The 24,662-nt window shown below is 70.3% G+C and carries 18 protein-coding genes; 9 read left to right on the plus strand and 9 right to left on the minus strand.

Going from position 1 to position 24,662, the window contains the following annotated elements:
• Window positions 1–370: 370 nt before the first annotated feature.
• The 4 genes from ACFVXE_RS28630 (at window position 371) to ACFVXE_RS28645 (ending at window position 4,195) form a co-directional block, all read left to right on the plus strand.
• Complete coding sequence (locus ACFVXE_RS28630) at window positions 371–1,582, plus strand: PP2C family protein-serine/threonine phosphatase (RefSeq protein WP_389675490.1); 1,212 nt, start codon at window positions 371–373, stop codon at window positions 1,580–1,582.
• Entirely contained in the window at window positions 1,575–3,200 is a 1,626-nt protein-coding gene (locus tag ACFVXE_RS28635; protein WP_389675433.1) for an ATP-binding protein, read from the plus strand. Before ACFVXE_RS28630 ends, ACFVXE_RS28635 begins: the two co-directional genes overlap by 8 nt.
• Window positions 3,197–3,640, plus strand: coding sequence for a response regulator (locus ACFVXE_RS28640; protein ID WP_389675435.1), 444 nt, complete (start codon window positions 3,197–3,199; stop codon window positions 3,638–3,640). Before ACFVXE_RS28635 ends, ACFVXE_RS28640 begins: the two co-directional genes overlap by 4 nt.
• Before the next feature lie 99 nt (window positions 3,641–3,739).
• Window positions 3,740–4,195 carry an ATP-binding protein gene (locus tag ACFVXE_RS28645; RefSeq protein ID WP_389675437.1) on the plus strand — a complete coding sequence of 152 codons (456 nt, stop codon included), beginning with the start codon at window positions 3,740–3,742 and terminating at the stop codon, window positions 4,193–4,195.
• A 65-nt stretch (window positions 4,196–4,260) separates the two neighbouring features.
• Here ACFVXE_RS28645 and ACFVXE_RS28650 read toward each other — a convergent pair whose 3' ends face one another.
• A complete protein-coding gene (locus tag ACFVXE_RS28650) occupies window positions 4,261–5,424 on the minus strand; it encodes a PP2C family protein-serine/threonine phosphatase (protein ID WP_389675438.1) in 1,164 nt (387 codons plus the stop codon).
• 80 nt (window positions 5,425–5,504) lie between these two features.
• On the opposite strand from ACFVXE_RS28650, the gene ACFVXE_RS28655 reads away from it, so the two are divergent.
• Both ACFVXE_RS28655 and ACFVXE_RS28660 read left to right on the plus strand, forming a co-directional pair.
• Complete coding sequence (locus ACFVXE_RS28655; protein ID WP_389675440.1) at window positions 5,505–6,011, plus strand: MarR family winged helix-turn-helix transcriptional regulator; 507 nt, start codon at window positions 5,505–5,507, stop codon at window positions 6,009–6,011.
• 258 nt (window positions 6,012–6,269) lie between these two features.
• Window positions 6,270–6,602, plus strand: a complete 333-nt coding sequence (locus ACFVXE_RS28660) for an STAS domain-containing protein (RefSeq protein WP_389675442.1) — start codon at window positions 6,270–6,272, stop codon at window positions 6,600–6,602.
• A 72-nt stretch (window positions 6,603–6,674) separates the two neighbouring features.
• Here the strand turns inward: ACFVXE_RS28660 and ACFVXE_RS28665 are convergent, their stop codons facing one another.
• From ACFVXE_RS28665 to ACFVXE_RS28675, 3 genes are all read right to left on the minus strand, one after another.
• Window positions 6,675–9,026 carry a GH92 family glycosyl hydrolase gene (locus tag ACFVXE_RS28665; RefSeq protein ID WP_389675443.1) on the minus strand — a complete coding sequence of 784 codons (2,352 nt, stop codon included), beginning with the start codon at window positions 9,024–9,026 and terminating at the stop codon, window positions 6,675–6,677.
• A 131-nt stretch (window positions 9,027–9,157) separates the two neighbouring features.
• Window positions 9,158–11,761 carry a PA14 domain-containing protein gene (locus tag ACFVXE_RS28670; RefSeq protein ID WP_389675445.1) on the minus strand — a complete coding sequence of 868 codons (2,604 nt, stop codon included), beginning with the start codon at window positions 11,759–11,761 and terminating at the stop codon, window positions 9,158–9,160.
• A 293-nt stretch (window positions 11,762–12,054) separates the two neighbouring features.
• Complete coding sequence (locus ACFVXE_RS28675; RefSeq protein WP_389675446.1) at window positions 12,055–12,786, minus strand: (2Fe-2S)-binding protein; 732 nt, start codon at window positions 12,784–12,786, stop codon at window positions 12,055–12,057.
• A gap of 226 nt (window positions 12,787–13,012) precedes the next feature.
• On the opposite strand from ACFVXE_RS28675, the gene ACFVXE_RS28680 reads away from it, so the two are divergent.
• Complete coding sequence (locus tag ACFVXE_RS28680) at window positions 13,013–14,227, plus strand: DMT family transporter (protein ID WP_389675448.1); 1,215 nt, start codon at window positions 13,013–13,015, stop codon at window positions 14,225–14,227.
• On the opposite strand, the gene ACFVXE_RS28685 is transcribed toward ACFVXE_RS28680, so the two are convergent.
• On the minus strand, window positions 14,197–15,465 hold the full coding sequence (locus ACFVXE_RS28685; protein ID WP_389675450.1) for a transglycosylase family protein: 1,269 nt from the start codon (window positions 15,463–15,465) through the stop codon (window positions 14,197–14,199). The genes ACFVXE_RS28680 and ACFVXE_RS28685 overlap by 31 nt on opposite strands.
• A gap of 228 nt (window positions 15,466–15,693) precedes the next feature.
• Here ACFVXE_RS28685 and ACFVXE_RS28690 point away from each other — a divergent pair, with 228 nt between their 5' ends.
• Entirely contained in the window at window positions 15,694–18,270 is a 2,577-nt protein-coding gene (locus ACFVXE_RS28690; protein WP_389675451.1) for a glycoside hydrolase family 3 C-terminal domain-containing protein, read from the plus strand.
• A gap of 8 nt (window positions 18,271–18,278) precedes the next feature.
• On the plus strand, window positions 18,279–19,373 hold the full coding sequence (locus ACFVXE_RS28695) for a LacI family DNA-binding transcriptional regulator (RefSeq protein ID WP_389675453.1): 1,095 nt from the start codon (window positions 18,279–18,281) through the stop codon (window positions 19,371–19,373).
• A 116-nt stretch (window positions 19,374–19,489) separates the two neighbouring features.
• Here the strand turns inward: ACFVXE_RS28695 and ACFVXE_RS28700 are convergent, their stop codons facing one another.
• The 4 genes from ACFVXE_RS28700 to ACFVXE_RS28715 all read right to left on the minus strand — a co-directional run bounded on the left by ACFVXE_RS28700 (window position 19,490) and on the right by ACFVXE_RS28715 (window position 24,536).
• Complete coding sequence (locus ACFVXE_RS28700; RefSeq protein ID WP_389675454.1) at window positions 19,490–20,083, minus strand: TetR/AcrR family transcriptional regulator; 594 nt, start codon at window positions 20,081–20,083, stop codon at window positions 19,490–19,492.
• 207 nt (window positions 20,084–20,290) lie between these two features.
• Window positions 20,291–22,069 carry a discoidin domain-containing protein gene (locus ACFVXE_RS28705; protein ID WP_389675456.1) on the minus strand — a complete coding sequence of 593 codons (1,779 nt, stop codon included), beginning with the start codon at window positions 22,067–22,069 and terminating at the stop codon, window positions 20,291–20,293.
• 84 nt (window positions 22,070–22,153) lie between these two features.
• Complete coding sequence (locus tag ACFVXE_RS28710; RefSeq protein ID WP_389675458.1) at window positions 22,154–23,263, minus strand: DUF1996 domain-containing protein; 1,110 nt, start codon at window positions 23,261–23,263, stop codon at window positions 22,154–22,156.
• A 346-nt stretch (window positions 23,264–23,609) separates the two neighbouring features.
• Entirely contained in the window at window positions 23,610–24,536 is a 927-nt protein-coding gene (locus ACFVXE_RS28715; RefSeq protein WP_389675459.1) for a GNAT family N-acetyltransferase, read from the minus strand.
• Between the last annotated feature and the right edge of the window lie 126 nt (window positions 24,537–24,662).

Raw genomic sequence — 24,662 nt, forward strand, 5'->3', positions numbered from 1 at the left:
CACCTGCGCGGACGGCCGGAAGCAGTTCCGGCCGTCCGCGCAGGTGCGTCGGCGAGGACCGTGGCGGAACTCACCGCATCCGCCCCGCACGGCCCGTCGGCGGGGACGACGGGCTTGCTGCCACCGAGCTGATCCGCCGGGAGACTCACCGTCGGAGCGAAGCGATGCCGCCCGCTCCGCCGGTGAGTTTCCCGGCGCGCCGTGCGCCGCCCTGGCACACCGGCGCCCGCCGGACCGTCCGCTCCCGGCCGCGTGTCGGCACCGCTGCTTCGCATATGCTGCGGGCGACCGGTAATGACCTGCGCCGACCACACGAGGGGGGTGGAAAGTGTCTGAGCCGCGCGCAATCGCCTCGGCACATCCCGCGGCCCTGGCCGCCCTCCCGGCGCAGTCCGGCCCCGGGCGTTCCGTATGGAACGTCGACGCCACGATCCTGCTGGTCGAGGACGACGCCGGTGACGCCCTCCTCGTCGAGGAGATGCTCACCGACAGCGAGTTGGACTCCGGTCTCATCTGGCGCAAGTCGCTCACCGAGGCCCTGGAGTTCCTGCAGGCCCTCACCACCCCGGTCTGTGTGCTGCTCGATCTGCATCTCCCCGATGTGCACGGTCTGCAGGCGGTCACCCAGATCGTGGAGACGACGCCGGACGCCGCGATCGTCGTACTGACCGGACTGGCGGAGGCCGAAGCGGGCCTCGCCGCCGTCGCCACCGGCGCACAGGACTACCTCGTCAAGGGCCGGATCGACCCGCAGGCGCTGTCCCGTGCCGTTCGCTACGCCCTCCAGCGCAAGCAGGTCGAACGGGCCGCCGCCGCGCTGCGCGCCAACCGGCTGATGGCCCAGGAGAACGCACGCCTGGAGCGCGGGCTGCTGCCCGTGCCGCTGCTGCGCGACGAGAGTTTCGATGCTGTCGCCCGCTACGAGCCGGGCCGCGCGCACGGACTGCTGAGCGGCGACTTCTACGACGTGGTGCAGACCCCCGACGGCACCGTGCACGCCGTGATCGGCGACGTGTCGGGGCACGGCGCGGCGGAGGCCGCGCTCGGTGTGTGTCTGCGTGTGGCGTGGCGTACAGCCGTGCTGTGCGACACCGACCCGCTGGAGCAGATACGGCTCCTGGAGGCGATTCTGGTCGCCGAACGCTCCGACCCCCATGTCTTCGCGACGGTGACCTCACTCGTCTTCCCCTCCGACGCCCGGCTCGTCAGGGTGGTGCGGGCCGGGCACCCCGGGCTCCTGCTGCGGCGGGGCACGGAGGTCGAGTGGGTGGAGCCCGAGGGCGGCATGGCGCTGGGTCTCCTCCCCGGAGCCGGCCAGTGGTCGACGACCGAACTCGCACTCCCCCGCGACGGCGGGGTGGTGCTCTTCACCGACGGACTCTTCGAGGGGCGCACGGGCCCTGACTCGCGTCTCGGCGAGGAAGGACTGCTCGCCATGGCGCGGAACGCCGGTGAACTCGCCGCCCGCCCCTTCATCGACGCGCTGGTCGCCGGCGCCACCGAAGGCGCCTCGCCCTACGGGGGCCTGGCCGACGACGTCGCCGTACTGCATCTCGGCTGGAGAAAGACCCCCCATGAGTGACACAGCCACCGGACCGGCCCCGCGCAAGCGTGGGTTCTCCCGCCTGTCGGTCCAGAACTGGGTGCATCTGATCCTGGGCGGATTCGTGCTGGTCGTCTGCGGGTGCCTGGTGGTGGGAGGGCTGGTGCTGGCCCGAATATCCGACCGGACCATCGAACTGGTGGACCGTATCCAGCCGGCCCGCTCGTCCGCCTTCCAGCTGCAGAACGCCCTGCTCGATCAGGAGACGGGGGTCCGCGGGTACGCGCTCAGCGGCGACAAGACCTTCCTCGAACCCTACGAGGCCGGCAAGCGGGACGAAAAGCAGCGGATCGCCCGGGTGCGCGCGGTACTCGGTGACGAACAGCCGTTCAGCGACGACCTGAACCGGATCGCCGAGGCTTCCGCACGGTGGCGCACCCTGCACGCGGAACCGCTGATCGCCTCGGCGCGACAGGGGCCGGCTGCCGACTCCGCCGCCAGGATCCTGGAGAGCAAGCGGGAATTCGACATCCTGCGCTCGCTGTACGGAACGCAGCAGCGGCACCTCGACGTCGCCCGGGACCGGGCGCGTGCCGAGCTCAACGGCGCCCGGGTCATACGCGACCGGGCGCTGATCGCCCTGCTGCTCGTCTTCGTGCTCTCCGTGATCTCGCTCAGCATCCTGTTCAACCGTGTGGTGGCCCGCCCGCTGAGTGTCCTCGCCATCGGCTCGGGCAAGGTACGGGCCGGCGCGTTCCGGCACCGCATAGAGGTCCACGGGCCGTCCGACGTGCGGGCGGTGGCTGCGGCCGTCGAGGACATGCGCAACCGTCTGGTCTCGGAGCTCGAAGAGGCCCAGGAGCGTGAATCGCTGCTGGCCCAGCAGACCGAGGAGCTCCGTCGCTCCAACTCCGAACTGGAGCAGTTCGCCTACGTCGCCTCGCACGACCTCCAGGAACCGCTCCGCAAGGTGGCGTCGTTCTGCCAGCTCCTGGAGAAGCGGTACGGCGAGGAGCTGGACGCGCGCGGCAAGCAGTACATCGACTTCGCGGTCGACGGGGCCAAGCGGATGCAGGTGCTCATCAACGACCTGCTCACCTTCTCGCGGGTGGGCCGGGTGCACGACAGCTGGAACTCCGTGGACTTCGACCGCTCGCTGGACCGTGCCGCGGCCAATCTCGCGCTGTCCATCGAGGAGACCGGTACCACCCTCGTCCGGCAGGACACGCTGCCGCAGGTGATCGGTGACCCGACGACGCTCACGATGATCTGGCAGAACCTGATCGGGAACGCGGTGAAGTTCCGCAGGCCCGAGGTTCCGTGTGTGATCACGGTCAGCTGTGTCCGGGAGGAGGACGAGTGGCTCTTCACCGTGCAGGACAACGGCATCGGCATCGCCCCCGAGTTCGCGGAGAAGGTGTTCGTCATCTTCCAGCGGCTGCACTCCCGCGACGACTACGACGGCACGGGCATCGGACTGGCGCTCTGCCGCAAGATCATCGAATTCCACGGCGGCCGGATCTGGCTGGACCTCGAATACCGCGAAGGCGCTCGCATCCACTTCTCGCTGCCGGTCAGCCCCGACACGGCGTGCCACCCGGCTGCCGAGGCCGCCGCTCCCGCTCCTGATTCCGATCCCTCCGGAGACGCCACGTGAACACCCCGGTACAGCCCATAGAAGTCCTTCTCGTGGAGGACGACCCCGGCGACGAGCTCATGACCCGGGAGGCTTTCGAGGACAACAAGATCCGCAACACCCTCCATGTGGTGCGGGACGGCCAGGAGGCGCTGGACTTCCTCTACCGCCGCGGCGACCACTGCGACGCTCCCCGCCCCGACCTGATCCTGCTCGACCTGAACCTGCCCCGGTACGACGGCCGGCAGGTGCTCGAGAAGATCAAGAGCGACCCGGAGCTGGCCCTCATTCCGGTGGTCGTACTCACCACTTCCTCCGCCGAGGAGGACATCCTGCGCAGCTACAAACTGCATGCCAACGCCTACGTCACCAAGCCGGTCGACCTGGATCAGTTCATCGCCGCCGTGCGCCAGATCGACGAGTTCTTCGTGACAGTCGTACGGCTGCCCGGCCGCTCCTGACCGCCTTCGTGATGTCCAGGAGTGGGATCTCTTGACACGGGTAGATGAACCGCGAAGAAAAGGTCACCGACCTCCCCCGCTGCGCCCTGGCTGGAGCTCATGAACCAACACGCCCTCTCCCGCCCGGACGACCCGCAGCCGGGTCACCGGCTCACAGAGGCACTCCACATCGCCGAGGTGTTCGGCGGTGAACCGGGCTGCATCGCGCAGGCACGTGCCCTGGCCGACCAGTTCCTGATGCGGCTCACCAGCGAATGGCTGGCGGTGCTCGGCGAGCACACCCGTAACGACCTGATGCTGGCCGTGAGCGAGCTGGTCACCAACGCCGACCGCTACAGCCACGGCCCCTATCTGCTGGAGCTGGAGGGCACCGCGCGGCGGATCAGCGTGACGGTCTACGACAGCAGCACGGCGCTTCCCGTCTTCTTCTCCCCCGATCCGAGCCGCCTCGGCGGTCACGGCATGGAGATCGTCGTCGCTCTCTGCGACCGGCTGACCGCCGAGCGTGTCCCGGTGGGCAAGCGGATCCGGGCCGAGTTCGAGCTCAGCAGCTGACCGCTCGGTGGCGGGCCGGACACGGTCCTGCCCAGACCCTGGAGCCGTGTCCCTGGGAAGACTCCCTACTGCCGGCCGAACCAGTCGATGCACATGACGAGTGCGTCGTCGAGTGTCTCCGAGCCCCGGTAGTCGGCCAGCTCCCGCAGCACGGCGCGCGGCACTGTGGCGGCCGGCAGCAGCCTGGTCGCGAGGATCGCGCGGGCCAGAGCCCGTTCCCCGTACGTTTCCCCCAGTGGCGACACGGCCTCGTAGACGCCGTCGCTGACCAGCACCAGCCGGTCCCCCGGCACCACGTGGAACTCCTGGACGGAGTAGTGGGACTCCTCGAACATGCCGAGCGGGAGTTCCGCCTCCAGGCCGATACGGGTGACCGTCCTGCCGCGCAGCCGCCACAGCTGGGGAGAGCCCGCGTCGACGGCGCCCACCCGGCCGGTGGCCAGGTCGAAATGGAGCAGCAGGGTGGAGACGTGCGCGCTTCCGCGGTGCAGCCCGTAGATCGCCTGGTCCGCGAGGGACGCCTGGTCGGCGATGTCGATCCCGGCACGCCGGGCGTTGCGCAGCGCGTTCACGGCGAGGTTGGTGAGCAGCGACGCCTGGATGCCCTCGCCCATGCCGTTGGTGACGGCGACGGTCAGCTCGCCGGCGTCGGCGGACCAGTCGAAGTTGTCGCCGTGAATGGCGTAGGCGGGTTCCAGTTGCGCGCCGATGGCGTACTCGGCCGCCGTGCAGGCCCGCGCGGGAAGGAGCTGCCACTGCATCTCGGCCGCGAGGGTGAGCCTGCTGACCCGGCGTGCCCGTTGGTAGAGGTCGGTGTCCCGTTCCGCGACCAGGATCTCGTGGCCGAGGAGATCGGCCACATGGGTCAGCTCGTCCACCGTGGCCGGGGTGGAGTTCCCGGCGGGCAGGCGCACGGTGAGAATGCCGAGCCGTTCCCCGCGCACCGTCACCGGGAGGTGATGGTCGCGGGCGTCGTCGTGCCGGAGGGGCTGTTCGCGCGGTTCCTGGCTGCCGAAGGCCCGGCCCTCCGGGCTGTTGTGCATCGACAGCGGGTCGCCGGGGCCGTCGACGGGGTCGACGGGCCTGAGTACGGTCATGCCGTAGTCCGCCAGCAGGAGCTGGACGCGGAGCGCGCCGTACTCCCTGCGCAGTGCGTCGCGGACCGTCTCGACCAGGGCGTACGGCGCCGCCGCCCGCACCGCTCTTTCGATCTCCTGGCGGGCGCTCACGGTCTCCGGGTCCTTCTTCGAGCGGCAGCCGGGCCGGTTCCGGGCTGACAGACGGGTGTGCGGAGTGAAAGAGTGGATGGATGCCCCGTACCACCGGTCACCCGCGCCCCCTGGAGCAGGTGTCCGCGGATGTCTGTTCCGCCTCCGAGTTGCTGGAGGTGTTGTGGTCGCGGGGGCAGGAGGCCGCGGTCGCGTTCTCGCCCTCGCAGCTGCGGGCACTGCTCGTGATCGAGCAGCAGGAGGGCAGCAATCTGCGATCGCTCGGTGAGGCACTCGGTTCGCGCGCGCCCTCGGTGAGCCGGCTCTGCGACCGTCTGGAGGCCATGGGGATGGTCCGGCGGGAGCCCAGTGCCACCAGCCGCCGGGAGGTCGAGCTCCGGCTGACCCAGCACGGCCGCACCCTGCTGGAGGAGTACCGGTCGATCCGCACCCGGGAGTTCGCCGCGGTGCTGGGACGGATGCCGCAGGCCGCGGTGGCCGCGCTCGCGGAAGGGCTGGCCGCATTCAACACGGCCGCTGCCGAGCGGATCGGGGCGGACGGCGGTCCTGGGACCCGGCTGCGCGACGATGTCGCGGAGAGCGCCTAGCATCATCCGGCCCCTGTCCTGCGCGTGAGCGAACCGGACCCGACGTGGGTGCGGTCGTTGTTGATCAACTGGAAATAGATTGTTACCCACGGAGAATGTTGTCAAGCGACAACTGTTCCTTCTATCGTTCGGCAGGTACCCCACGCCGCGAGCCGGGACGGATCGCGACCGAGCCGCCCGCCCGCGACGGCCGTTCCCGTCCACCCAGTGCATCCTGAGGTGCCTTCCGTGCTTCCACCGCCCAGCGAAGAAAAGGCCATGCGAATCGTCCCACGCCAGGAGCGGGGAGCGCTGGTACTCGCCTTGTCGGGTGATCTCGACATCGACAACGTCGGCATGCTCGGCACCGCGCTGGAGAGCGCGGCGCGGGACGGGCTCGCCCCGGTCGTCGTCGATCTGTCCGCCGTGTCGTTCGCGGATTCCACGACGGTGAACACGCTGCTCCACGGGCAGACTCTGCTGGGCCCCCGGATGCGGCTCGCCGCACCGTCGCCTTTCATGGACAGGCTCATCCGCGTACTCGGACTGGACAGTGCGCTGCCGGTCTTCGCCACCGTGGCGGAGGCCGTCGACCCGCCGTTGCCGGCCTGACCCCCGGCAACGGCGGACGCCCGCCCCCTGGTGAGCCGGGGGCGGGCGTCCGGGTTTCCGACGGAGCGGGGCTCAGCCGAGAGCGGGCGGTGCGTCCTCGGGCGAGGTGCCCCAGGCCGACGGGCTGCTGCCCACCGTGAAGGAGAGCGAGCGGGCCGAGCGGATGTCGTCGGTGGTGAGGTAGGTGCGCCCCTGAGCCGCACCGTCGATCCGCGCCGACTGGATGTACCGGTCGGTGTCCGAGGCGCCGGGCGCGCTCACCGTGAGCGACCCGTGCGGGTAGTAGCGGCGGTCGAGCGTGATGTCGACGCGTTCGAAGGCCGGCGTGGACAGGCCCCAGGTGTCGGTGCCGGGCTGGACCGGGAAGACGCCGATCGAGGAGAGCACCATCCAGGCGGACATCGTGCCGAGGTCGTCATTGCCCGTCATACCGGTCGGACCGTCGGTGAAGAGGGTCAGGGCCGCGTGCACCACATCGGTGGTCTTCCACGGCTGCCCGGTGGAGAGGTAGGTGTACGGGGCGATGAGGTCGGGCTCGTTCTGCGGGTTGTACTTGTCCGCGTTGTAGTACGCGTACGGGCCGTTGACCCACACCTCGCGGGCGGTCTTCGCGGGATCGGCGACCAGCTTGTCGTACGCGAAGAAGGAGTCGAGCCGCTGGTTGGCGGCGTCCTTGCCACCGATCAGCCCGACCATGCCCGGCAGGTCCTGCGGAACGAGCCACTGGTACTGCCAGGACGTGCCCTCGTGGAAGCCCTCGCTCTGCGCGGGGTCGGCGGGGCCGGTGAGGGCACCGGAGGCGTCACGGGCGCGGAAGAAGCCGGTCGACGGGTCGAAGATCTTCCGGTAGTTCTGGGCGCGCGCCTCGTAACGCCGGGCGTCTGCCTTATGTCCGAGGTCGCGGGCCATCTCGCCGAGCATGGCGTCGGAGAGGGCGTACTCCAGGGTGGCCGAGGCGCCGTGGTCGAAGTCCGAGTCCCCGGGCTTCACGTGCTGACGGTCCTTGATGTACGGGGCGAAGCCGTCCTTCAGATACTGCACGTTGGCTTCGCGGCCTACCGGTGCGGAGTCCGCGGGCGGGACCCCGTCGGCGTTCTTCTTCAGGGCGCGGTACGCCTCCTCCTCGTACCCCTTCAGCAGTCCCTGCTGGTAGGCGTTGGTGAGGAAGGGGGTGACCGGGTCGCCGGTCATGATGTTCGTCTCGACCGTGCCGTAGCCCCACTTGGGCAGCCAGCCGCTCTCGGCGTCGATCCGCAGGACCGAGATCGCCATGTCACGCGACTCGCGCGGGGCGAGCAGCGAGAGGAGCTGGGCCTGGGTGCGGTAGGTGTCCCAGAGCGACCAGTTCTGGTAGTACGTGAACCCCTTGGCGCGGTGGATCTTCTGGTCCCAGCCGGTGTAGCGGCCGTCCACGTCGCTGCCGACGTTCGGCGCGAGGAACGAACGGTAGAGCGACGAGTAGAAGGTCCGGCGCAGTGCGTCGCTGCCGCCCTCGGCCTTCACACCTTCCAGCCGCTCCTCCCAGGACTGCTGGGCGGCGTGCTCGACCCGGTCGAAGCTGCGGCTGCCCTCGGCACGGAGGTTGAGCGCGGCGCCCTTGGCGTCGACGTAACTCAGCGCGGTGGTGGCCTCGACGGTGCGGTCCTTGGTGGTGTCGAAGCGCAGCCAGGCACCGTTGCGGGCATCGGTGGCCGAGGACTTCTTGGAGCCCTCGGTGACGGTGTCGCCGTTCCAGGTGCCGGAGGTGGTGAACGGGCGGTCGAAGTGGGTGATCGTGTAGACGGTGTACGGCTTGGTGTCCTGACAGAAGCCGCTGCCGGTGATCGCCGTCCGCACGGTGCGGTTGTCGAGGATCTCCACCGTGGACGAGAGCGTCCGGTGCAGCGACTGGCCCGCGTTGAGCAGGACGTTGGCCTTGTCGGTGGCCGGGAAGGTGTAGCGCTGCACACCGGTGCGCTTGGTGGCGGTGAGCTCGGCGTCGATCCCGGTCTTCAGTCCGACCTTGTAGTAGCCCGGGCTCGCCTTCTCGTCGTCGTGACTGAACTCCGCCGCGTACTTGGCGTAGTCGGTCTGGGTGACGTCACCGGTGGTGGGCAGCGTGGGCAGATCGCCGCCGAGTCCGCAGCCGACACCGGAGAGATGGACGGCGGAGAAGCCACGGATCTGGTTCTGGGCGTAGTCGTACCCGGTGTTGTGACCGGTGTCCGGAGAGAGCTGCACCATGCCGAACGGCACGGAGGCGCCGGGATAGGTGTTGCCCTCGTTCTGGGTTCCGATGAACGAGTTGACCAGGTCGGTCAGTTGTCCGTCGGCACGGGGGGCGGCCTGGGCCGTGGCCCCGGTGGTGAGGACACCTCCGAGAAGCGCGACAGCGGCGAGCGCGGCCGCCGGGCCGCGGAGTCTCGGCCGTGGGATCCGGTGCATTGGGTGTACTCCTCCTAGGACAACGTTGTCAGAGCGCGATCATTCTTGGTTCCCCGGTGATCCACGTCAAGGGTTCGGACACGAACGCTCCGGCCCGCCCGGGGAGGGGCGGGCCGGAGCGGTGTCGACGGTCAGGCCGACGGGCACCCCGCGACCACGGGGTTGGACGCGTCGCGGACGAGCGCGTCCTGCGCCGCCTCGACCCGCTTCACGTCGGGCTTGACGATCCTCCGGTCGTAGGTGAGGAGTCCGTTCAACTCGCCCTCCACGTCGGAGATCTGGGTGTAGACGGCGCCGTTGCCGCCCTTGCAGGCGAGCGCCCGCACCTCGTCGAGCTTGGTGAGGTAGTCATCGGTGTAGGTCGACTGGTCGACCGCGATGTACGACTGCTGCACGGCCCAGGCGTGGCCCGGCACCGCCAGTCCGAGTCCGCCGTACTCGCCGCTGACCAGGGCCCGTTGCCCGTCCGGTGCGGGCAGGGCCGGGCTCGGGTAGCCGTGCTCGTCGATGATGTCGCCGGTGCCTCCGTCGACGCCGAGGTTGATGCCCGACATGCTGTTGACCAGCCGGGTCGGGTCCCAGGACTTCGCCTGGTCGGCGATGCGGGCCTCGTCGTACTGGCCCCAGCCCTCGTTGAACGTGACCCACATGACGACCGACGGGTGGTTGTAGTGTTCGTCGATCATCTCCTTCATCTCGTGCTCGTACTCGGTGCGGGCGGCGGCGGACGGGTTGACGGTGTTCATCGCCGGCATGTCCTGCCAGACCAGCAGGCCCAGCTTGTCCGCCCAGTAGAACCAGCGGTCGGGCTCCACCTTGATGTGCTTGCGCACGGAGTTGAACCCCATGGCCTTGTGCATCTTCAGGTCGGACGCGAGCGCCTCGTCGGTGGGCGCGGTGTGCAGCCCGTCGGGCCAGAAGCCCTGGTCGAGGGTGGCCATCATGAAGACCGGCTTGCCGTTGAGAACAGTGCGCGGGGTGCCGTTCACCTTCTCCACGGCGATGGACCGCATCCCGAAGTAGCTGCCGACCCGGTCGGAGCCGACGGAGACCTTCAACTGGTAGAGGTGCGGGTCGTTCGCGGACCACAGGTGCGGGTGCGGAACCCGCAGGTTCAGCGTCGAACCGGTGCGGCCGGTCACGGTGCCGACCTTGCGCTTCCCGTCGTACGCGGTCGCCGTGACCGGCACCCCGTCCCGCACCCCCTGCACCTCGACGGCGACCTTCTCACCCTTGACATCGGGGGTGAGCTTGAGCGAGTCGACGTGGTCTGCGGCGACCGGCTCCATCCACACGGTCTGCCAGATCCCGGACGACGGGGTGTACCAGATGCCGCTCGGGTCGAGGCGCTGCTTGCCCATCGGCGGGTTCTCGCCGTCGGCGGCGTCGGTCGGGTCGTAGACGCCGACGATCAGCTCCTGGGTCCGCCCCGGCTTCAGGGCATCGGTGATGTCGGCGCTGAACTTGTCGTAGCCGCCCTTGTGTTCGGCGACCTTGTGCCCGTTGACATACACCTCGGACTGCCAGTCGACGGCGCCGAAGTTCAGCTGCAGCCGCTTGCCGTCACCGACCTTCCAGCCCTGGGGAACGGTGAAGGTGCGGCGGTACCACATCCGGTCCTCGTGCCGTTCGAGGCCGGAGAGCTGCGACTCCACCGGATACGGAACGAGGATCTTCTCGCCGAGCTTCTTGCCGACCGGCGGCTGCTCCCCCGCCTTCGCCGCGGCGAACTCCCAGGAGCCGTTGAGGTTCTGCCAGTTGTCCCGGGTGAGCTGCGGCCGCGGGTACTCGGGCAGCGCGTTGCGCGGTCCGACCTCGTCGGCCCACTTCGTACGGAGTTCGTACGTGGAGTGGTTGGGCCCACTGGACCAGAAGGCCCCGACGGCCTTGCCGTCCTGGCCGGTCAGTCCGCCCTGGCCGTCGTAACGGACATCCGCCAGCCCGTTGGCGTCGCCGGCCTTGTTCCCGACGACCGGTTCCTTGAGCGCGACGGTGAGGCTGCGCGGATCGGCGGGATCCGCCTTGATGGTCCCGAGCGGCCACGTCGCGCCGCCGATGACGGCGTTGAGGTGGTCGGCGAGTCCGCCGGGCAGGGCTGCGAGCTTCTGTGCGAAGTCCAGCTTGAGCGTGCGGCCGTCGCCGAGGACGGTGGCACCGATGGCTCCGTCGTACGTGAAGTCGTCCGGCAGCCGGAAGGCGGACTGCGGCACGGGCTCCTTGGTGCCACCGGGCTCGGTCCACCTGAGGTGCAGGTTGGACCCGCCGAAGTGTTCGAAGTACTCGACCTTGAAGTCGTAGGCCTTGCCCGCGGTCAGCTCGACCGGCTGCGAGGTCTGCTCCTTGTCCCAGTCGTCGACCCAGTGGTCGATGACGGGCTTTCCGTCGATCCAGAGACGGAACCCGTTGTCCCCGATCATCGAGAAGAGATGGGCACCGGTCTTCTCCGGCACGATCTTCCCGGTCCACCGGATGCTGGCGTCGTCGGCCTGCCCGGTGGCCGAGCTCAGTCGAGATTCCAGGCTGGCGAAGTCGATGTCCGGATCGAATCCGGTGGCCTTCAGCTGTCCGAAGTCGAAGGCCCCGGGGGCGGACTGGGTGTAGTACTCGCCCTTCAGGCCGTGCACTTCGGCAGTGCTGCCGGGGTCCGCGGCAGCGGACGCGGCAGGCACACCGGACAGCCCGGCGGTGCCGAGTGCGACGGCGAGAAGCAGGACGAGTTTCTTTCTGATGCGCACTGATCCTCCTTGGTGAGGAAGGGTGGCGGCTCGTTGCAACAGGATGTACAACGTTGGAAGGAACGGCAGTTGGCATGACAGCACGACACCGGCTCGGCTGTCCAGGTCCATGACAGGGTCGACGGGAAGTACGGAAAAGGGCAGGTAGAGACGGTAGGAGCGGTCACATCACGGACCGGCGAGGCAGCACGCCGAGCCGGCATTCGGCCTGCTCACCGAAGGTTCACGGACAGCTCGACGCCGTGCCCGCCACCGCGTGAGGGACCGTCATCCACTCCTCTGGGCAAGGAGGTTCAGCGGCGAGGAGTCCGGCCGCCGGAGCGTGCGGATCCTGTGGAGGTCCCGGGCCGGTCGCCGAAGACACAGTCCCCGCAGAGCCCGCCGCCCGGGCACCGGTAGTAGAGACAGCAGCTGCGCCTGCGGAACGCCGGGGTGTGCGGGGCGCCGGTGTCCCGCAGATCCGGGTGGTCGAAGAGTTCGGCGGCCAGCGCGCGGGCCCGCTCGGCCGTGTCGGGGCGCCGGTGGTCGCGCGCCCAGGCGACCAGTGTGCGCACCGCGCCGGCCAGGGCGGAGCCCGCGTTGCCCCACAGCAGTCCGTGCGCGAGCTTCTCCTCGCTCCGGACCGCCTCCGCGAGCGGCACGAGATGGCCGTACTGGACGACCTCCCGGATCCGCTCCGCCGTGCCCGGAAGCGTGGGCACCGGATCGAGCCACAGGTCGTCGGGCGCGGAGTGCCCGGGGTCCCAGTGGAGTCCGTCCGCAGACAGGTCCGGGATGCGCCCCCCGACGGCGGCGGCGCCGAGCGCGGTCGACCAGAGGCGGGCGGCGAGGCCCAGATGGGCGACGGAGGCGGCCACTCTGCGCTCCGGGGTACGGAGCGCGGCGGCGACCGCGTCGACGCGGGCCGTGAGCGGTGCCCGTTCCCCCGCGTACAGTCCGGCAAGCGGGCGGTGCGCACCGCCCGGCACCGGTGTCCTGCGCAGGACGAAGAACCCCCCGACCGAGGACCCGTCGGCCTGCTCCATGCGCTGCTCCTCCATGGCTCCCCCGACGACTCCCGGTCATGTCGCGGACACCTCCGGCGCCGCGGCTCGCCGACCACCGTACCGGTGCGGGATGATCGTCGTGAGAGGGCGGCAACGGTGCGGACTACCGTCGGTAGGAGGACACAGGAAGCACTCCCGTACTACCAGAGCAGTACGTCGGATCGCAGTCTCAAGGACGACGACTCGGCGGCTTCGAAGGGCCATCGTGGTGCACATGAGTTTCCTCGCGCTGTCCGTGGTGCTGTCACTGATCTCCGCGGTCGCCTATGCGGCGGGCGCGATCGTCCAGGAGCGCGTCGCCGCGGCCGGGGACGGCCGCTCCCTCACCTCGCTGCGCAACCGCATCTGGTGGGTGGCGGTGGCATTGAACGGCGTGGGAGCGGTCCTGCACGTGGTGGCACTGGCGTACGGCCCGCTCAGCCTGGTACAGCCGCTGGGTGCGCTGACGATCGTCTTCGCCCTGCCGATGGCCGCCCTCTTCGTACGCCGCCGGGCCGGGGCCACCGCCTGGCGTGGCGCCCTCATGGCGACCGCCGGACTGGCCGGCCTGCTTGCCCTCACCGGCAGCGGCGAGTCGAACACACTGGCGGGTCCGGAGCAGCTGACGCTCGCGGCCCTGACGTTCGGAGCGGTGGCGCTCCTCCTGCTGATCTCGAAGGGCATGCGGCGGCCGGTGGTCCGGAGCGTGGTCCTGGCCGGGGCCGCCGGTGTGGCGTTCGGTATCGCATCGGTGTTCACGAAGACGGTGGCGATGCAGTGGGCCTCGGGTGCGGTGGGCGCGGGCCTGCCCACGCTGCTGGTGATCGCGGCGCTGGCCGGCTCAGGCCTGCTGCTGTCCCAGACCGCGTACCGCGGCGCCGGCCTCACCGCACCGCTCGCCACCGTGACGGTCGTCAACCCGGTGGTCGCCGCGGCGGTCGGCATCACGCTCTTCGGCGAGGACTTCCGGCACGGCACGGCGGGCACGGCTCTGGCGCTGGTGTGCGGGGTGGTCGCGGCAGCCGGTCTGATCATGCTGACGACGGAGAGGCTGAGTGCGGAGCGGCGCGAGGGTCGGCGGCGGGTCGCAGCCGCCGACGCACCGCCGGTGGACGAGGGCTCAGCGATCGTGCCGGCCGTCGATCCGGTGGAGACCGTGGAGGTGACGGCCGCTCCGTCCGGGGCCGGGACCGCTGTGGCTGTACGCACGGAGCCCGCCCCGCACGCGGGAGCCGCACCCTCCGGCACCGGAACGCCTCCGCCGCTTCAGCTGCCGGTGACGATGCCGCTGGAGGGCCGCCGGATCGGGAAGGTGGAGTTCGGTCCTGCGCGCCGCCCGGGCAGCGGCTCCACCGGGCGGGACGCGATACCCGTCGGCCCCGATGACTCCACCCTTGCGCACAGAAGCGTTCAGACCTTGACCCCGCCGGCTCTCAGGTAGGACACCGGGTCGACGTCGGAGCCGTAGCCGGGGCCGGTACGGATCTCGAAGTGCAGGTGCGGTCCGGTGGCGTTGCCGGTGGAACCGGAGCGGGCGATCCGCTGACCGCTGCTGACGTGCTGGCCCTCGCGCACATGGAGCGCGGACAGATGCGCGTACTGACTGTACTTGCCGTCACTGTGCCGGATGACGATCTGATAGCCGTACGCCCCCGCCCAGCCCGCCGACACGACCGTGCCGGAGGCGACCGCCTTGACCGAGGTCCCGGTCGGGACGGGGAAATCGATGCCGGTGTGGTACCCGCTCGCCCAGGATCCGGCCTGGTGGTACGAGGTGCCGATGCGCGTCGCGGCCACCGGGGCGACGAGACCGGAATGCTTCTCGGCCCGGTCGGTCTTCTTCTGCTGCGGCTTCGCGGCCTGGTGCGGCCCGGCGCTCTGTTTCGGTCTCGCGGTCCCGGCCTGCCGGGACGGTTTCGTCTGCTGCCTGCCGGACGGCCGGCTCGCCCGCGCGGCGGTCTTCGGGGCCGTCCTCGTCCCCGGTTCCGGGGCCCCGGCCACGTCCAGGGTGAGCCGCTGTCCCGGAAAGATCAGGTCCGGGTCGTCACCGACCACCTGGCGGTTGGCCGTGTAGAGGCGATGCCAGCCGCCCCGCACCTGTTCGGCCGCCGCGATCCCGGAGAGCGAGTCGCCCCGCGCGACGGTGTACGACTCCCGCTTACCGGGCACCGTGGTCGGCGTCACCGGCGCGGACGTCGCCCTGGCCGTCGGGCTCACTTTCCCGGACGGCGCGGCCTCGGCCGACGACGCGTCGACCGGCCCGCCCCGCCCCGACTGCGGCGTGATGTCGGGGGCGTCGCCGCCCCGCGTCAGGCCCGCCCGCGTGGAGCAGGTCGGCCAGGCGCCGGGCCCCTGTCCTTCCAGGACCTTCTCCGCGATGGCTGTCTGTTGCTCCCTGGTGGCCAGATCGGCACGCGGGGCGTAGCGGGTGCCGCCGTACGCCTCCCAGGTGGACCGGGTGAACTGCAGGCCGCCGAAGTAGCCGTTGCCCGAGTTGATGTGCCAGTTGCCGGTGGATTCGCAGGCGGCGACCTTCTCCCAGACATCGGCCGTGGCGGCGCCCGCCGAAGCCGCGGTCAGCAGCGGGATCGCGATGCCCGCCCCGCCTGCCGTGACAGTGAGCGAGGCACGGTTGATACGGCTCGGCTGGTATCTGCGATGTCTTCCGTTCGCGGCCATGACTTGGCTCCCCCACTGGCTGTAGGACACGTCGCAAGCGCCCAACTTATGGGCAGACAAAGGACGGTGACAAGGGAACGACCCACACCCACCCGTCCCGGGCGGAACGAGGACACGCCGGGACCCACTCCCATTGACAGGGCTCGCACCGGCCAGCGACGCTGAGGCCATATGTATGGGAGAGCGCTCTCCGGAGGGAGCGCGCCGGGGGTGAGGGGGCATGCCGTCATGACGGACGACGAGGAGTCCGGTGCCCGCCCGGGGACCCGGCCCCTGGACGGGATCGACGCCCTGCTGGGAGGGCTGGACCTCGGCCGGAAGGTCCGCCTGCTGACCGGCGCGAGCACCTGGCGCACCAACCGGGAACCGGCCGTGGGACTGCGCTCCCTGACGCTTTCCGACGGGCCTGCCGGGGTGCGCGGCGAGACCTGGGACGAACGCGAGACCTCGCTCGTCCTGCCGTCGCCGACGGCTCTCGCCGCTTCCTGGGACGAAGGGCTGGTCGCCGAACTCGGCGCACTGCTCGCGGCCGAGGCCCGGCGCAAGGGCGTCGACGTACTCCTGGCCCCCACCCTGAATCTCCACCGGTCCCCGTTGGGCGGGCGGCACTTCGAGTGCTTCTCCGAGGATCCGGTCCTCACCGGGCGTACCGGTGCCGCGCTGATCAGGGGCATCCAGTCCGGTGGGGTCGCGGCCACCGCCAAGCACTTCGTCGCCAACGACGCCGAGACGGACCGGCTGACCGCCGATGTCCGCGTCGACGAACGAACATTGCACGAGGTCTATCTGGCCCCCTTCGAGGCCGCTGTCGAGGCGGGCGTATGGGCGGTGATGTCCGCGTACAACAAGGTCGACGGCGTCACTCTGTCCGCCTCTCCCCTGCTGGACCGGCCGCTGAAGAACGGCTGGGGTTTCGACGGACCGGTCGTCTCCGACTGGGGAGCCGTGCGTTCACTGCTGGAGACCGCCGGTGCCGCGCAGGATCTGGCGATGCCGGGCCCGGACGGCCCGTGGGCGGCCGGCCTCCTGACCGCGGTGGAGCGGGGGCTCATACCCGTCGGCGTGATCGACGAGAAGGTGCGCCGGCTGCTCCGCCTGGCCCAGCGGGTCGGCGCACTGGGTGAGCCCCGGCCGGCCCGACGGCCCGCGATCCCCCTCGCGGAGCAACGCGGGCTGCTGCGCCGCGCCGTAGCCGCCGGTTCGGTACTCCTGCGCAACGACGCGGATCTGCTGCCGCTCCGTCCCGCGCGGCTGCGCGCCGTCGCGGTCATCGGTCCGCGTGCCACGGCCGTCCGCGTTCAGGGCGGCGGCAGCGCCGAGGTGTTCCCCGAGTCCGTGGTGACACCGCTGGAGGGGATCGAGGAGGCGTTGCGCCGAGCGGAGCCGCGGGCGACCGTGACGTACCGTCCGGGACTACCGCCGTCCGGTCTGCCCCGCCCGCTCGACCGGTCCTGGGCCAGGAATCCGCGCACCGGTGAACCGGGTGTGCTCGTCAGGCTGCTGGACGGCTCCGGCGCCGAGCTCCATGCCGAACACCGGCTGTCCGGGCGCATCGTGGAGCCGTCGGTGACCGTCGAGGGCGCTGCGACCGTGGAGATCCGGGCGCGGGTCCTGCCGCGCGCCGGGGGGACGTGGACCTGGGCGGTCGGCGGCTGGGGTCCGATCTCGCTGACCGTCGACGGGACAGCCGCGCTGTCCGGGACGTTCGCGCTGGACAGCGACGATCCGACGCGTGTCCATGTCGCACCGCCACTGCGGTGCGCGTCGGTCGAACTGACCGCGGGCGTCGAGGTGGAGGTGGTGGCGCGACGTGGCCTGGCCGCGGACTCCGGTGTGGCGACGGTGCTGGCCGCGGCCCCGCCCGCCGGTGACGCGGCGGCGGCGCTGGCCCAGGCGGTGGCGGCGGCGCGGGCGGCCGATGTGGCCGTGGTGGTCGTGGGCACCACCGAGGAGAACGAGTCCGAGGGGCACGACCGCGAGACCCTCGCCCTGCCGGACGGACAGGACGCTCTCGTACGGGCCGTGGCACGGGCCAATCCGCGAACGGTGGTGATCGTGAACGCGGGCGGACCGGTCGCGATGCCCTGGCACACCGGCGTGCCGGCGCTGCTGCTCGCCTGGTTCCCGGGCCAGGAGGCCGGACACGGTATCGCCGATGTGCTGTTCGGGCGGGCCGAGCCCGGCGGCCGGCTGCCGACGACCTGGGGCACCGTCCAGGACGACGTTCCGGTGCTCGACACCCGGCCCGACCGGGACGGGCGGCTCCACTACAAGGAGGGCCTGCACATCGGTTACCGTGCCTGGCTCCGCTCCGGGACACCGCCCGCCTACTGGTTCGGCCATGGACTCGGCTACACGCGATGGGAGTACGAGGAGTTGACGGCCCCGGCCGCGGTGCGGGCCGGTGAACCCTTCGACGTACGCGTACGGTTGCGCAACTCCGGTCCGCGGCGTGGCCGCGAGGTCGTCCAGCTCTATCTCGCCCGGACCGGGTCGACGGTGGAACGGCCGGTGCGGAAGCTCGTCGGATACGCGGCCGTCGAGGCGGATCCCGGCGGGACGGCGGTCGCCGTGGTGCGGGTGCCGGGGCGGGCGGCGGCGCACTGGTCGGTACAACAGCACCGCTGGGAGACGGAGTCGGGCGAATACCTGCTGCTGGCGGGCCGCTCCGCGGGGGATCTTCCGCTGGGGGTCACGACGACGGTCGGCCGGCCCGCCGACGCGGCCCGGCACGGCGGTGCGGAGGCCCTGGGAGTCCCGAACCTCCAGGAGGACGATGGAGAGCGCTCTCCGGTGGTGCTATAAATGCGCTCATGACGGATGATCTGCGAACGGTGGGTGCACCCACGCTGGAGGACGTGGCGAGGGAAGCCGGTGTCTCGCGCGCCACCGTCTCCCGTGTCATCAACGGCGTACGCAATGTCGACCCGGCGATCCAGGAGGCGGTGCGGCAGGCGGTGTCCCTCACCGGCTACACGCCCAATCGGGCCGCCCGTTCGCTGGTGACGCGGCGCGCCGACGCGATCGCGCTGGTGGTGTCGGGCGCGGGCGTCGAGGGGGGCCCGGACGCCGGCCCGGGGAAGACCGGCAGCGGGGAGGGCGGTGGCGGGGCCTCGTTCACGGCCCAGGTCTTCGCCGACCCGTTCTTCGGCCGGGTGGTGACCGGGGTCGTCGACTATCTGCGGCCGCGTGGGATGCATCCGGTGCTGATGTTCGCCGAGACCTCCCGGGCGCGCGACGAGGTCGTCTCGTACCTGCGCCAGGGGAGCGCGGACGGAGCGCTCGTCGTGTCGACCCACGCGGAGGACCCGCTGCCGTCCCTGCTCACCGAAGCCGGCCTGCCCGCGGTGCTCTACGCCCGCCCGGCCCGGCCGGTACGGATCAGCTATGTCGACCTCGCCCATCGGGACGGCGCACAACTCGCCGCGGAACATCTGCTGGCGCGGGGCCGCCGTCGCATCGCGACGATCAGCGGGCCGTTGGACGTGCCCGCGGGCCAGGAGCGGCTGGCCGGGTTCCGGGACACGATGGCGCTCCATGGACATCCGTACGTCCCCATCGCCGAGGGCCGGTTCACCCAGGAGAGCGGCGAGGCGGCGATGGAGCGGCTGATCGCCGAACATCCCGATCTGGACGGGGTGTTCGCAGCCAACGACCTGATGGCCATGGGCGCCTGCCATGTGCTGCGGGAGCACGGAAGACGGGTGCCCGAGGATGTCGCGGTGATCGGCTTCGACGACAGCAGCGCCGCGTCGGCATGCCGTCCGCCGCTGACCACGATCCGTCAGCCGGTCGAGAACATGGCCGCCGAGATGACCCGGCTGCTGCTCGAGCGGCTGTCCCGGCCGGACGGATCGGCAACGTCAGTGATCTTTGAACCGTCGCTGGTGGTACGGGACTCGGCGTAGCCCGTCCGGCATCCGGCGCCGCAGCCACGCGCCCCGGGCACCGTGGGCCTGTCGGAGGTCCGCGCGCCGGGGGTGGGGAAGGCCCTAGGGCGCGGCCGGGGCGGAACGCACCGCGGTCAGCCGCCCTTCCCGCCGTCCACCGTTGCGGACGGCCAGTCCCGCAGCACGACATGCAGCGCCTCGACGCACTGATCCCAGGACCTCTGCACGTCGCGGGGGGCGCCGAAGCCGCCGCGGGCCTCCAGGCTGCTGTAGCCGTGGAAGGTGCTGCGCAACAGCCGTACCGCGTCGGTGAAGTCGGGTTCGGAAAGACCGTAGGCGCGCAGCATCGCGTAGACGATCCGGATGGTGCGATGGTACGCGGCGGACTCCGCGGCCACGGCGGGATCGAGCCGGATCTGGGTCGCCTCGTAACGCCCGGGCCGCTGCAGCACGAAGGCACGGTAGGCGTCGGCGAACGCCACCAGCGCGTCCTTTCCGGCCCGTCCCGCAACGGCCGCGCCGAGCCGGTCGGCGAACTCCCCAGCGGCCAGCAGCGCGACCCGCACACGGAGGTCCTGCACACTCTTGACGTGGGAGTAGAGGCTGGCGTCCTTCACCCCGAAGCCGCGCGCCAGGGCGGACACCGTGACCCGTTCGAACCCGATGGAGTCCGCCAGGTCGGCCGCCGCCTCGACCACGCGCTCGGTCGTCAGGCCTGCGCGAGCCATCCGCCTCCCCCTTCGGAGCGCCCCGCCTGGAGCCTCTAGGCGTTTTCCGAATATACACAGGCATTCCTTGCGACCGCACCCGCGACGGATCCGCGGCGGCCACGGACTGCCGTGACCGCCGCGGACCGCCGTACCGCGCCGACGGCGGGGAGTTGGACGGCGCGGACGGTGTGTGCGGAGCTCGCCGTCGGATCCGACGGGAAGCCGTCAGCGCCGGTACACGCCGAACTCGTAGAGCGAGTAACCCCAAGCGGTACCGCGCTGCGAGGCGTTCACGCGTACGTACCGGGCGTCGCCGCTGACGTCGAAGTCATCGATGCCGCCGCTCCCGTCGGTGACGGTGTGCACCGTGGTCCAGTCCTGGCCGTTGTCCGAGGTCTGGAGTGTGTACCCCTTGGCGTACGCGGCCTCCCAGGCGAGCTGCACATGGTCGAACGCGGTCTTCGCACCGAGGTCGACCTGCAGCCACTGCTGGTCGGACCAGTCGCTCGCCCACCGGGTGTCGAGCGATCCGTCGACCGCGTTGCCCGCCGGGCACGGGCAGCCCACGCTGTCCGGCTGGAAGCTGGACGCCGTGGCCGCCTTGCCCGCGGCGACGTTCGTCCCGCCGGGCTTCGGCGCGACCACCTTGAACGACTTCGTCTCGATGCCGACGTTCCCCTTGCCGTCCGACGCCTTGATGTAGACCTTCCACACACCGAGTCGGTCGGGTGCCGTCACCTCGAAGGTGCCGTTGACCTTGTCCGTGAAGTGGGTCTCCGTCAGCTGGCTGCTGTTGTCGATGTACTTGCTGCCGACGAGCACCTGGTACGACAACGGGTCGCCGTCCGGGTCGGAGACCGATGCCCTCACCGTGAACGGGCGGCCCGCCGGGATCTCGGAGGCGTTGTCGACGCTCATGCCGGATATGACGGGCGGTGTGTTGTCCCGTGAGGTGTCGGCGCCGTACGCCCTCTTCACCGCGTAGTACGAGAGCCGCTTCTGACCCGCGGGAAGGAGGTTGAACCAGACGCCCCCGAAGTCGTACTCGGTGCCGTAGTGGAAGAGCGTCGCGCCGAGCGCCACGCCCCGGTGCCCGGTGATGCAGCCCCAGGCCCTGGTGTAGCCATCGGCCTTCGCCACGTCGGTCGGCTCGTCCGGTACGCCGTTGGCGTCGTCCGCCACTTCCCACTCGCCGGCCGGACCGCCCTCGGTGACGATGTACGGCTTGTCGAAACCGCCGTCCTCCCAGGTCTTCTTGATGTCGCAGACGGCCCCGTAGGAATTCACGGCGTAGAGATCGAGATCGGGGGCGTTCCTCTTGTAGTACGGCCACGCACCGGTCCAGGCGTCGGTCGAGGTGACCGGGTGGTCGGGGTCCACGGCGTGGATCTTCTTCGCGATCTCGTCGACGAACGTGGTGTACGCGTTGCGCTGCTGCTCCAGCGCATCGCCGCTGTAGCAGTTCTGCAGCCCGAGCACGGACTCGTTCCCGACGTTCCACATCAGGACACCCGGGTGGTCCTTGTAGGTGTCGACCCATCTGGGGAACTCGGCGAGCATGTTGTTCTTGTAGTCGGTGTCCGTCAGGTAGTTGACGCACCCGCCGCTGCCGGGGCCGCCGCCGGGCTGGAGCCAGAACCCGGCGATGACCTTGATGCCGTTACCGGCGGCCGCGTCGAGCAGTGGCTTCGTCGTGGCGTCGGTGCCCCAGGTCCGTACGGTGTTGACACCCATGGACCTGACGTCGGGCATGTACTGGGCGGCGTCCGCGACCGCGGGGCCCCAGGTGAGGCCTTTCACGGTGTACGGGGAACCGTCGACGGTCAGTTGCCAGTTGCCCTGCGAACCGGTCACCCTGACGACGCTGCCGGCCGCATGGGCGGCGGGCGAGGGCAGGGTGACCGCACAGGCCGCGATCAGGGCGGCCACTGCGAGGCGGGCCGTCGCGCGGCCTCTGCCGCCTGGGCGTTCACCGGTGGTGGGGATGTGGGGGTCGGGACTCATCTATGTCACCTGCGGGTGTGTGAGCGAATGGGAGAGCGCTCTCCTTCATGGGTGCGGCGCGTCCATGAAGGAGAGCGACGAGGGTCAGGGAAGTTCGTAGTTCTCGTTCAGTGCAGCGCCGGCCTCAGGGTTCGTCTGGTCGTAGCCGCGGGCATCGCACTGGAGACCGCCGATGATGCAGTGGTCGACGAGTGCGTCGAGGGTGGCGTCGTCCCAGGCGTTGAAGAAGTCGTAGTGGAAGCTGTGACCGGTGCCGCTGGCCAGCCTCACCTGCGACATGTCGCCGTTGACGGGCCACGCCATCTTGAACTCGATCATCGGCAACGCCACCGGGTGCGAGACCGGGCAGACATCCTGATTGGCCCCCTGGGCGACCGGATAGGCCATGTGAGCCTGATGATCCGGCGTGTCCAGATTCTTCCCGTCCCAGCAACTTGGAGCCTGGAAACGGATGTTGAGCTGAGTGTCCTGGCTGGTCGGGCAGGTCGCCGGGAACTCGTAGTTGTGGTACTGGTTGCCGCACTCCCAGCCTTCGACCATGCCGGGGTGGTCACGGAACTGGTCGGCCGTCTGCATCGGACTGCCGACGACGAAACGTAGCCCCTTGGGGAACGGCCGCACACTGGTGTAGTCGGTGACCCCCGCCTTGTAGTAGATGGTCTGCGGTCCGACCGGACGCACTTCCTGGTCGCCGTTGTAGAGCGTCGGCATCCAGTAGGCGGACAGATCACCGGGTGCCTTGCAGGTGGTGCCGCCGGAACCGAGCGACGCGGTGGTGCTGACCGCGTCGGTGGTGTCGTTCCCCATGAACGTGTGGTTGTGCGACTTGCCGGGCTGTCCAGGGAAGACGATCGGATCGTCCGAGGCGGTGTGGTCGACGGAGCAGTTCGCCTGGAACTCGTGGAAGTAGCGGTGCGGGGGTATATCGGTGGACGGCTGGACACCGGTGACCGGCGGATCCGCCGGTATGTAGCCGTCTCCATCGGGGTCGTCGCCGGACGGAACCGGCTGCGCGGCCGCCATCAGGTGCCCCTGCATCGCGTGGGTCACCGCGGCGGGTTCGGCGGCGCTCGAGGCCGCGTCGGCGCGGCCGGCGTCCGTGATCGCCGTGAGCCCCATGACCACGAGGGCCAGCGAGGCGACGAATACCAGGGCGGACACCAGCGTGGTTCTACGGAAGAGTCTTTCGGCCATGCGGACCTCCATGCCGCTCTTCGTCCGCACACATCGGGTGCACGGTGGGGGGAGAGTGGAGCTGGATGGTGCACCGCGGAGAGTCCCGCCCTCTCCGATACGGACCGGGATGACGCGGGAGAGCGCTCTCCAAAGCGGTGCCAGTGTTGCGCCGCCGCTGAGAAGGTGTCAAGAGTTGGTGAACTCCCCACCATTCACGGGAGGTTGGTGTTCATTCCCGAAAGGGGCGGCCACGCGGTGAGAGCCCGTGCGCCAAACACCTGTGAGGAGTGGGCGCGCCCGCCCTGCCACGAGAGCCGGGTCGAAAAGGCGGAAGGGCGCTCGTCGGCGGCCGCCGTCCGGAGCGTCACCCGGTGGTGAGGGCCTTCCCGTAGACCGCCGAGGTGCGCCGGACCGTCATGCCCACGCGTTCGTACAGCGGCAACGCGCTGGTCCCCGAATGGGTCCACAACGTGCAAGTCGACTGTCCCCGCAGGTAGAAGGTGCGGAACGTCTCCCGCAGCAGGGCCCCTGCGATCCCTCGGTGCCGGTGATCGGCTCTGACGGCGACCCGGTCGATGTATCCCTCGGCGGAGCTCTGCGTGTCCAGGGCCAGCACAGCTCCGATCATCTCGTCGCCGGCGAAGGCCATATGCGAAGCCGCCGTCGCGAACGTGGGGCGCTCGACGGTGAGCCGTGCCCACTCGTCGTAGGACTTCCGGCGCTGCTGCCACTCGTCGAACGCGTCCTCGGTCAGCCGGTGGGCCGCTCGTTCGTCTCCGTGCCGGAACGTCCGCACCGTGATGCCCTCCGGCGTCTCGGCCACCCCGGGCTCGGCGGGCATGACGATCTCCATCTGCCATTGGGTGACGAACGGCCCGTATCCGCGAGTGCGCAGAAGCGCGACAGCTGCCCGATCGCTGCCGGAAACCGTCTGGGCGAGCCGCCCGCTGCCCGCCCGTCGCGCCCGGTCCTCGGCCCAGTCGAGCAGCCGGCCACCCAAGCCACGCCCCTGGTGACCGGGGTGGACATCGATGGCACATTTCCGGCCGCCGTTCAGCCATACCCGGCCGGCCAGTTCCCCCGCCGGCCCGTACACGAGCAGCGTGTCAACTGCCGCACCCGGTCCGGGTCGTACCAGGTCCGCCGTGACGGCGTCGAGTCCGGTCTCGGCGCTGCCGAGCAGCTCGCGCTCACAGGCGGCGACCAGTCGGTGGATCTCGCCGGCATCGGCGACGGACGCGGGCCGGCTCCGATAGCCGGCCGGCAGACGTGGCACGGAAAGATCGTTCATGGAGCAGACCTTGCTCCGTCCGTCCTTGTTCTGTCGACCCGGCGACCGGCCGCTCGAACTCGTCGTGGCCGATGAACTCGACAGCGGCATTCCGCGCACACCTCGTACTCATCTGCCGCATGGGGC

This window comes from Streptomyces sp. NPDC058231, from assembly GCF_042882275.1.
Lineage (GTDB): Bacteria > Actinomycetota > Actinomycetes > Streptomycetales > Streptomycetaceae > Streptomyces.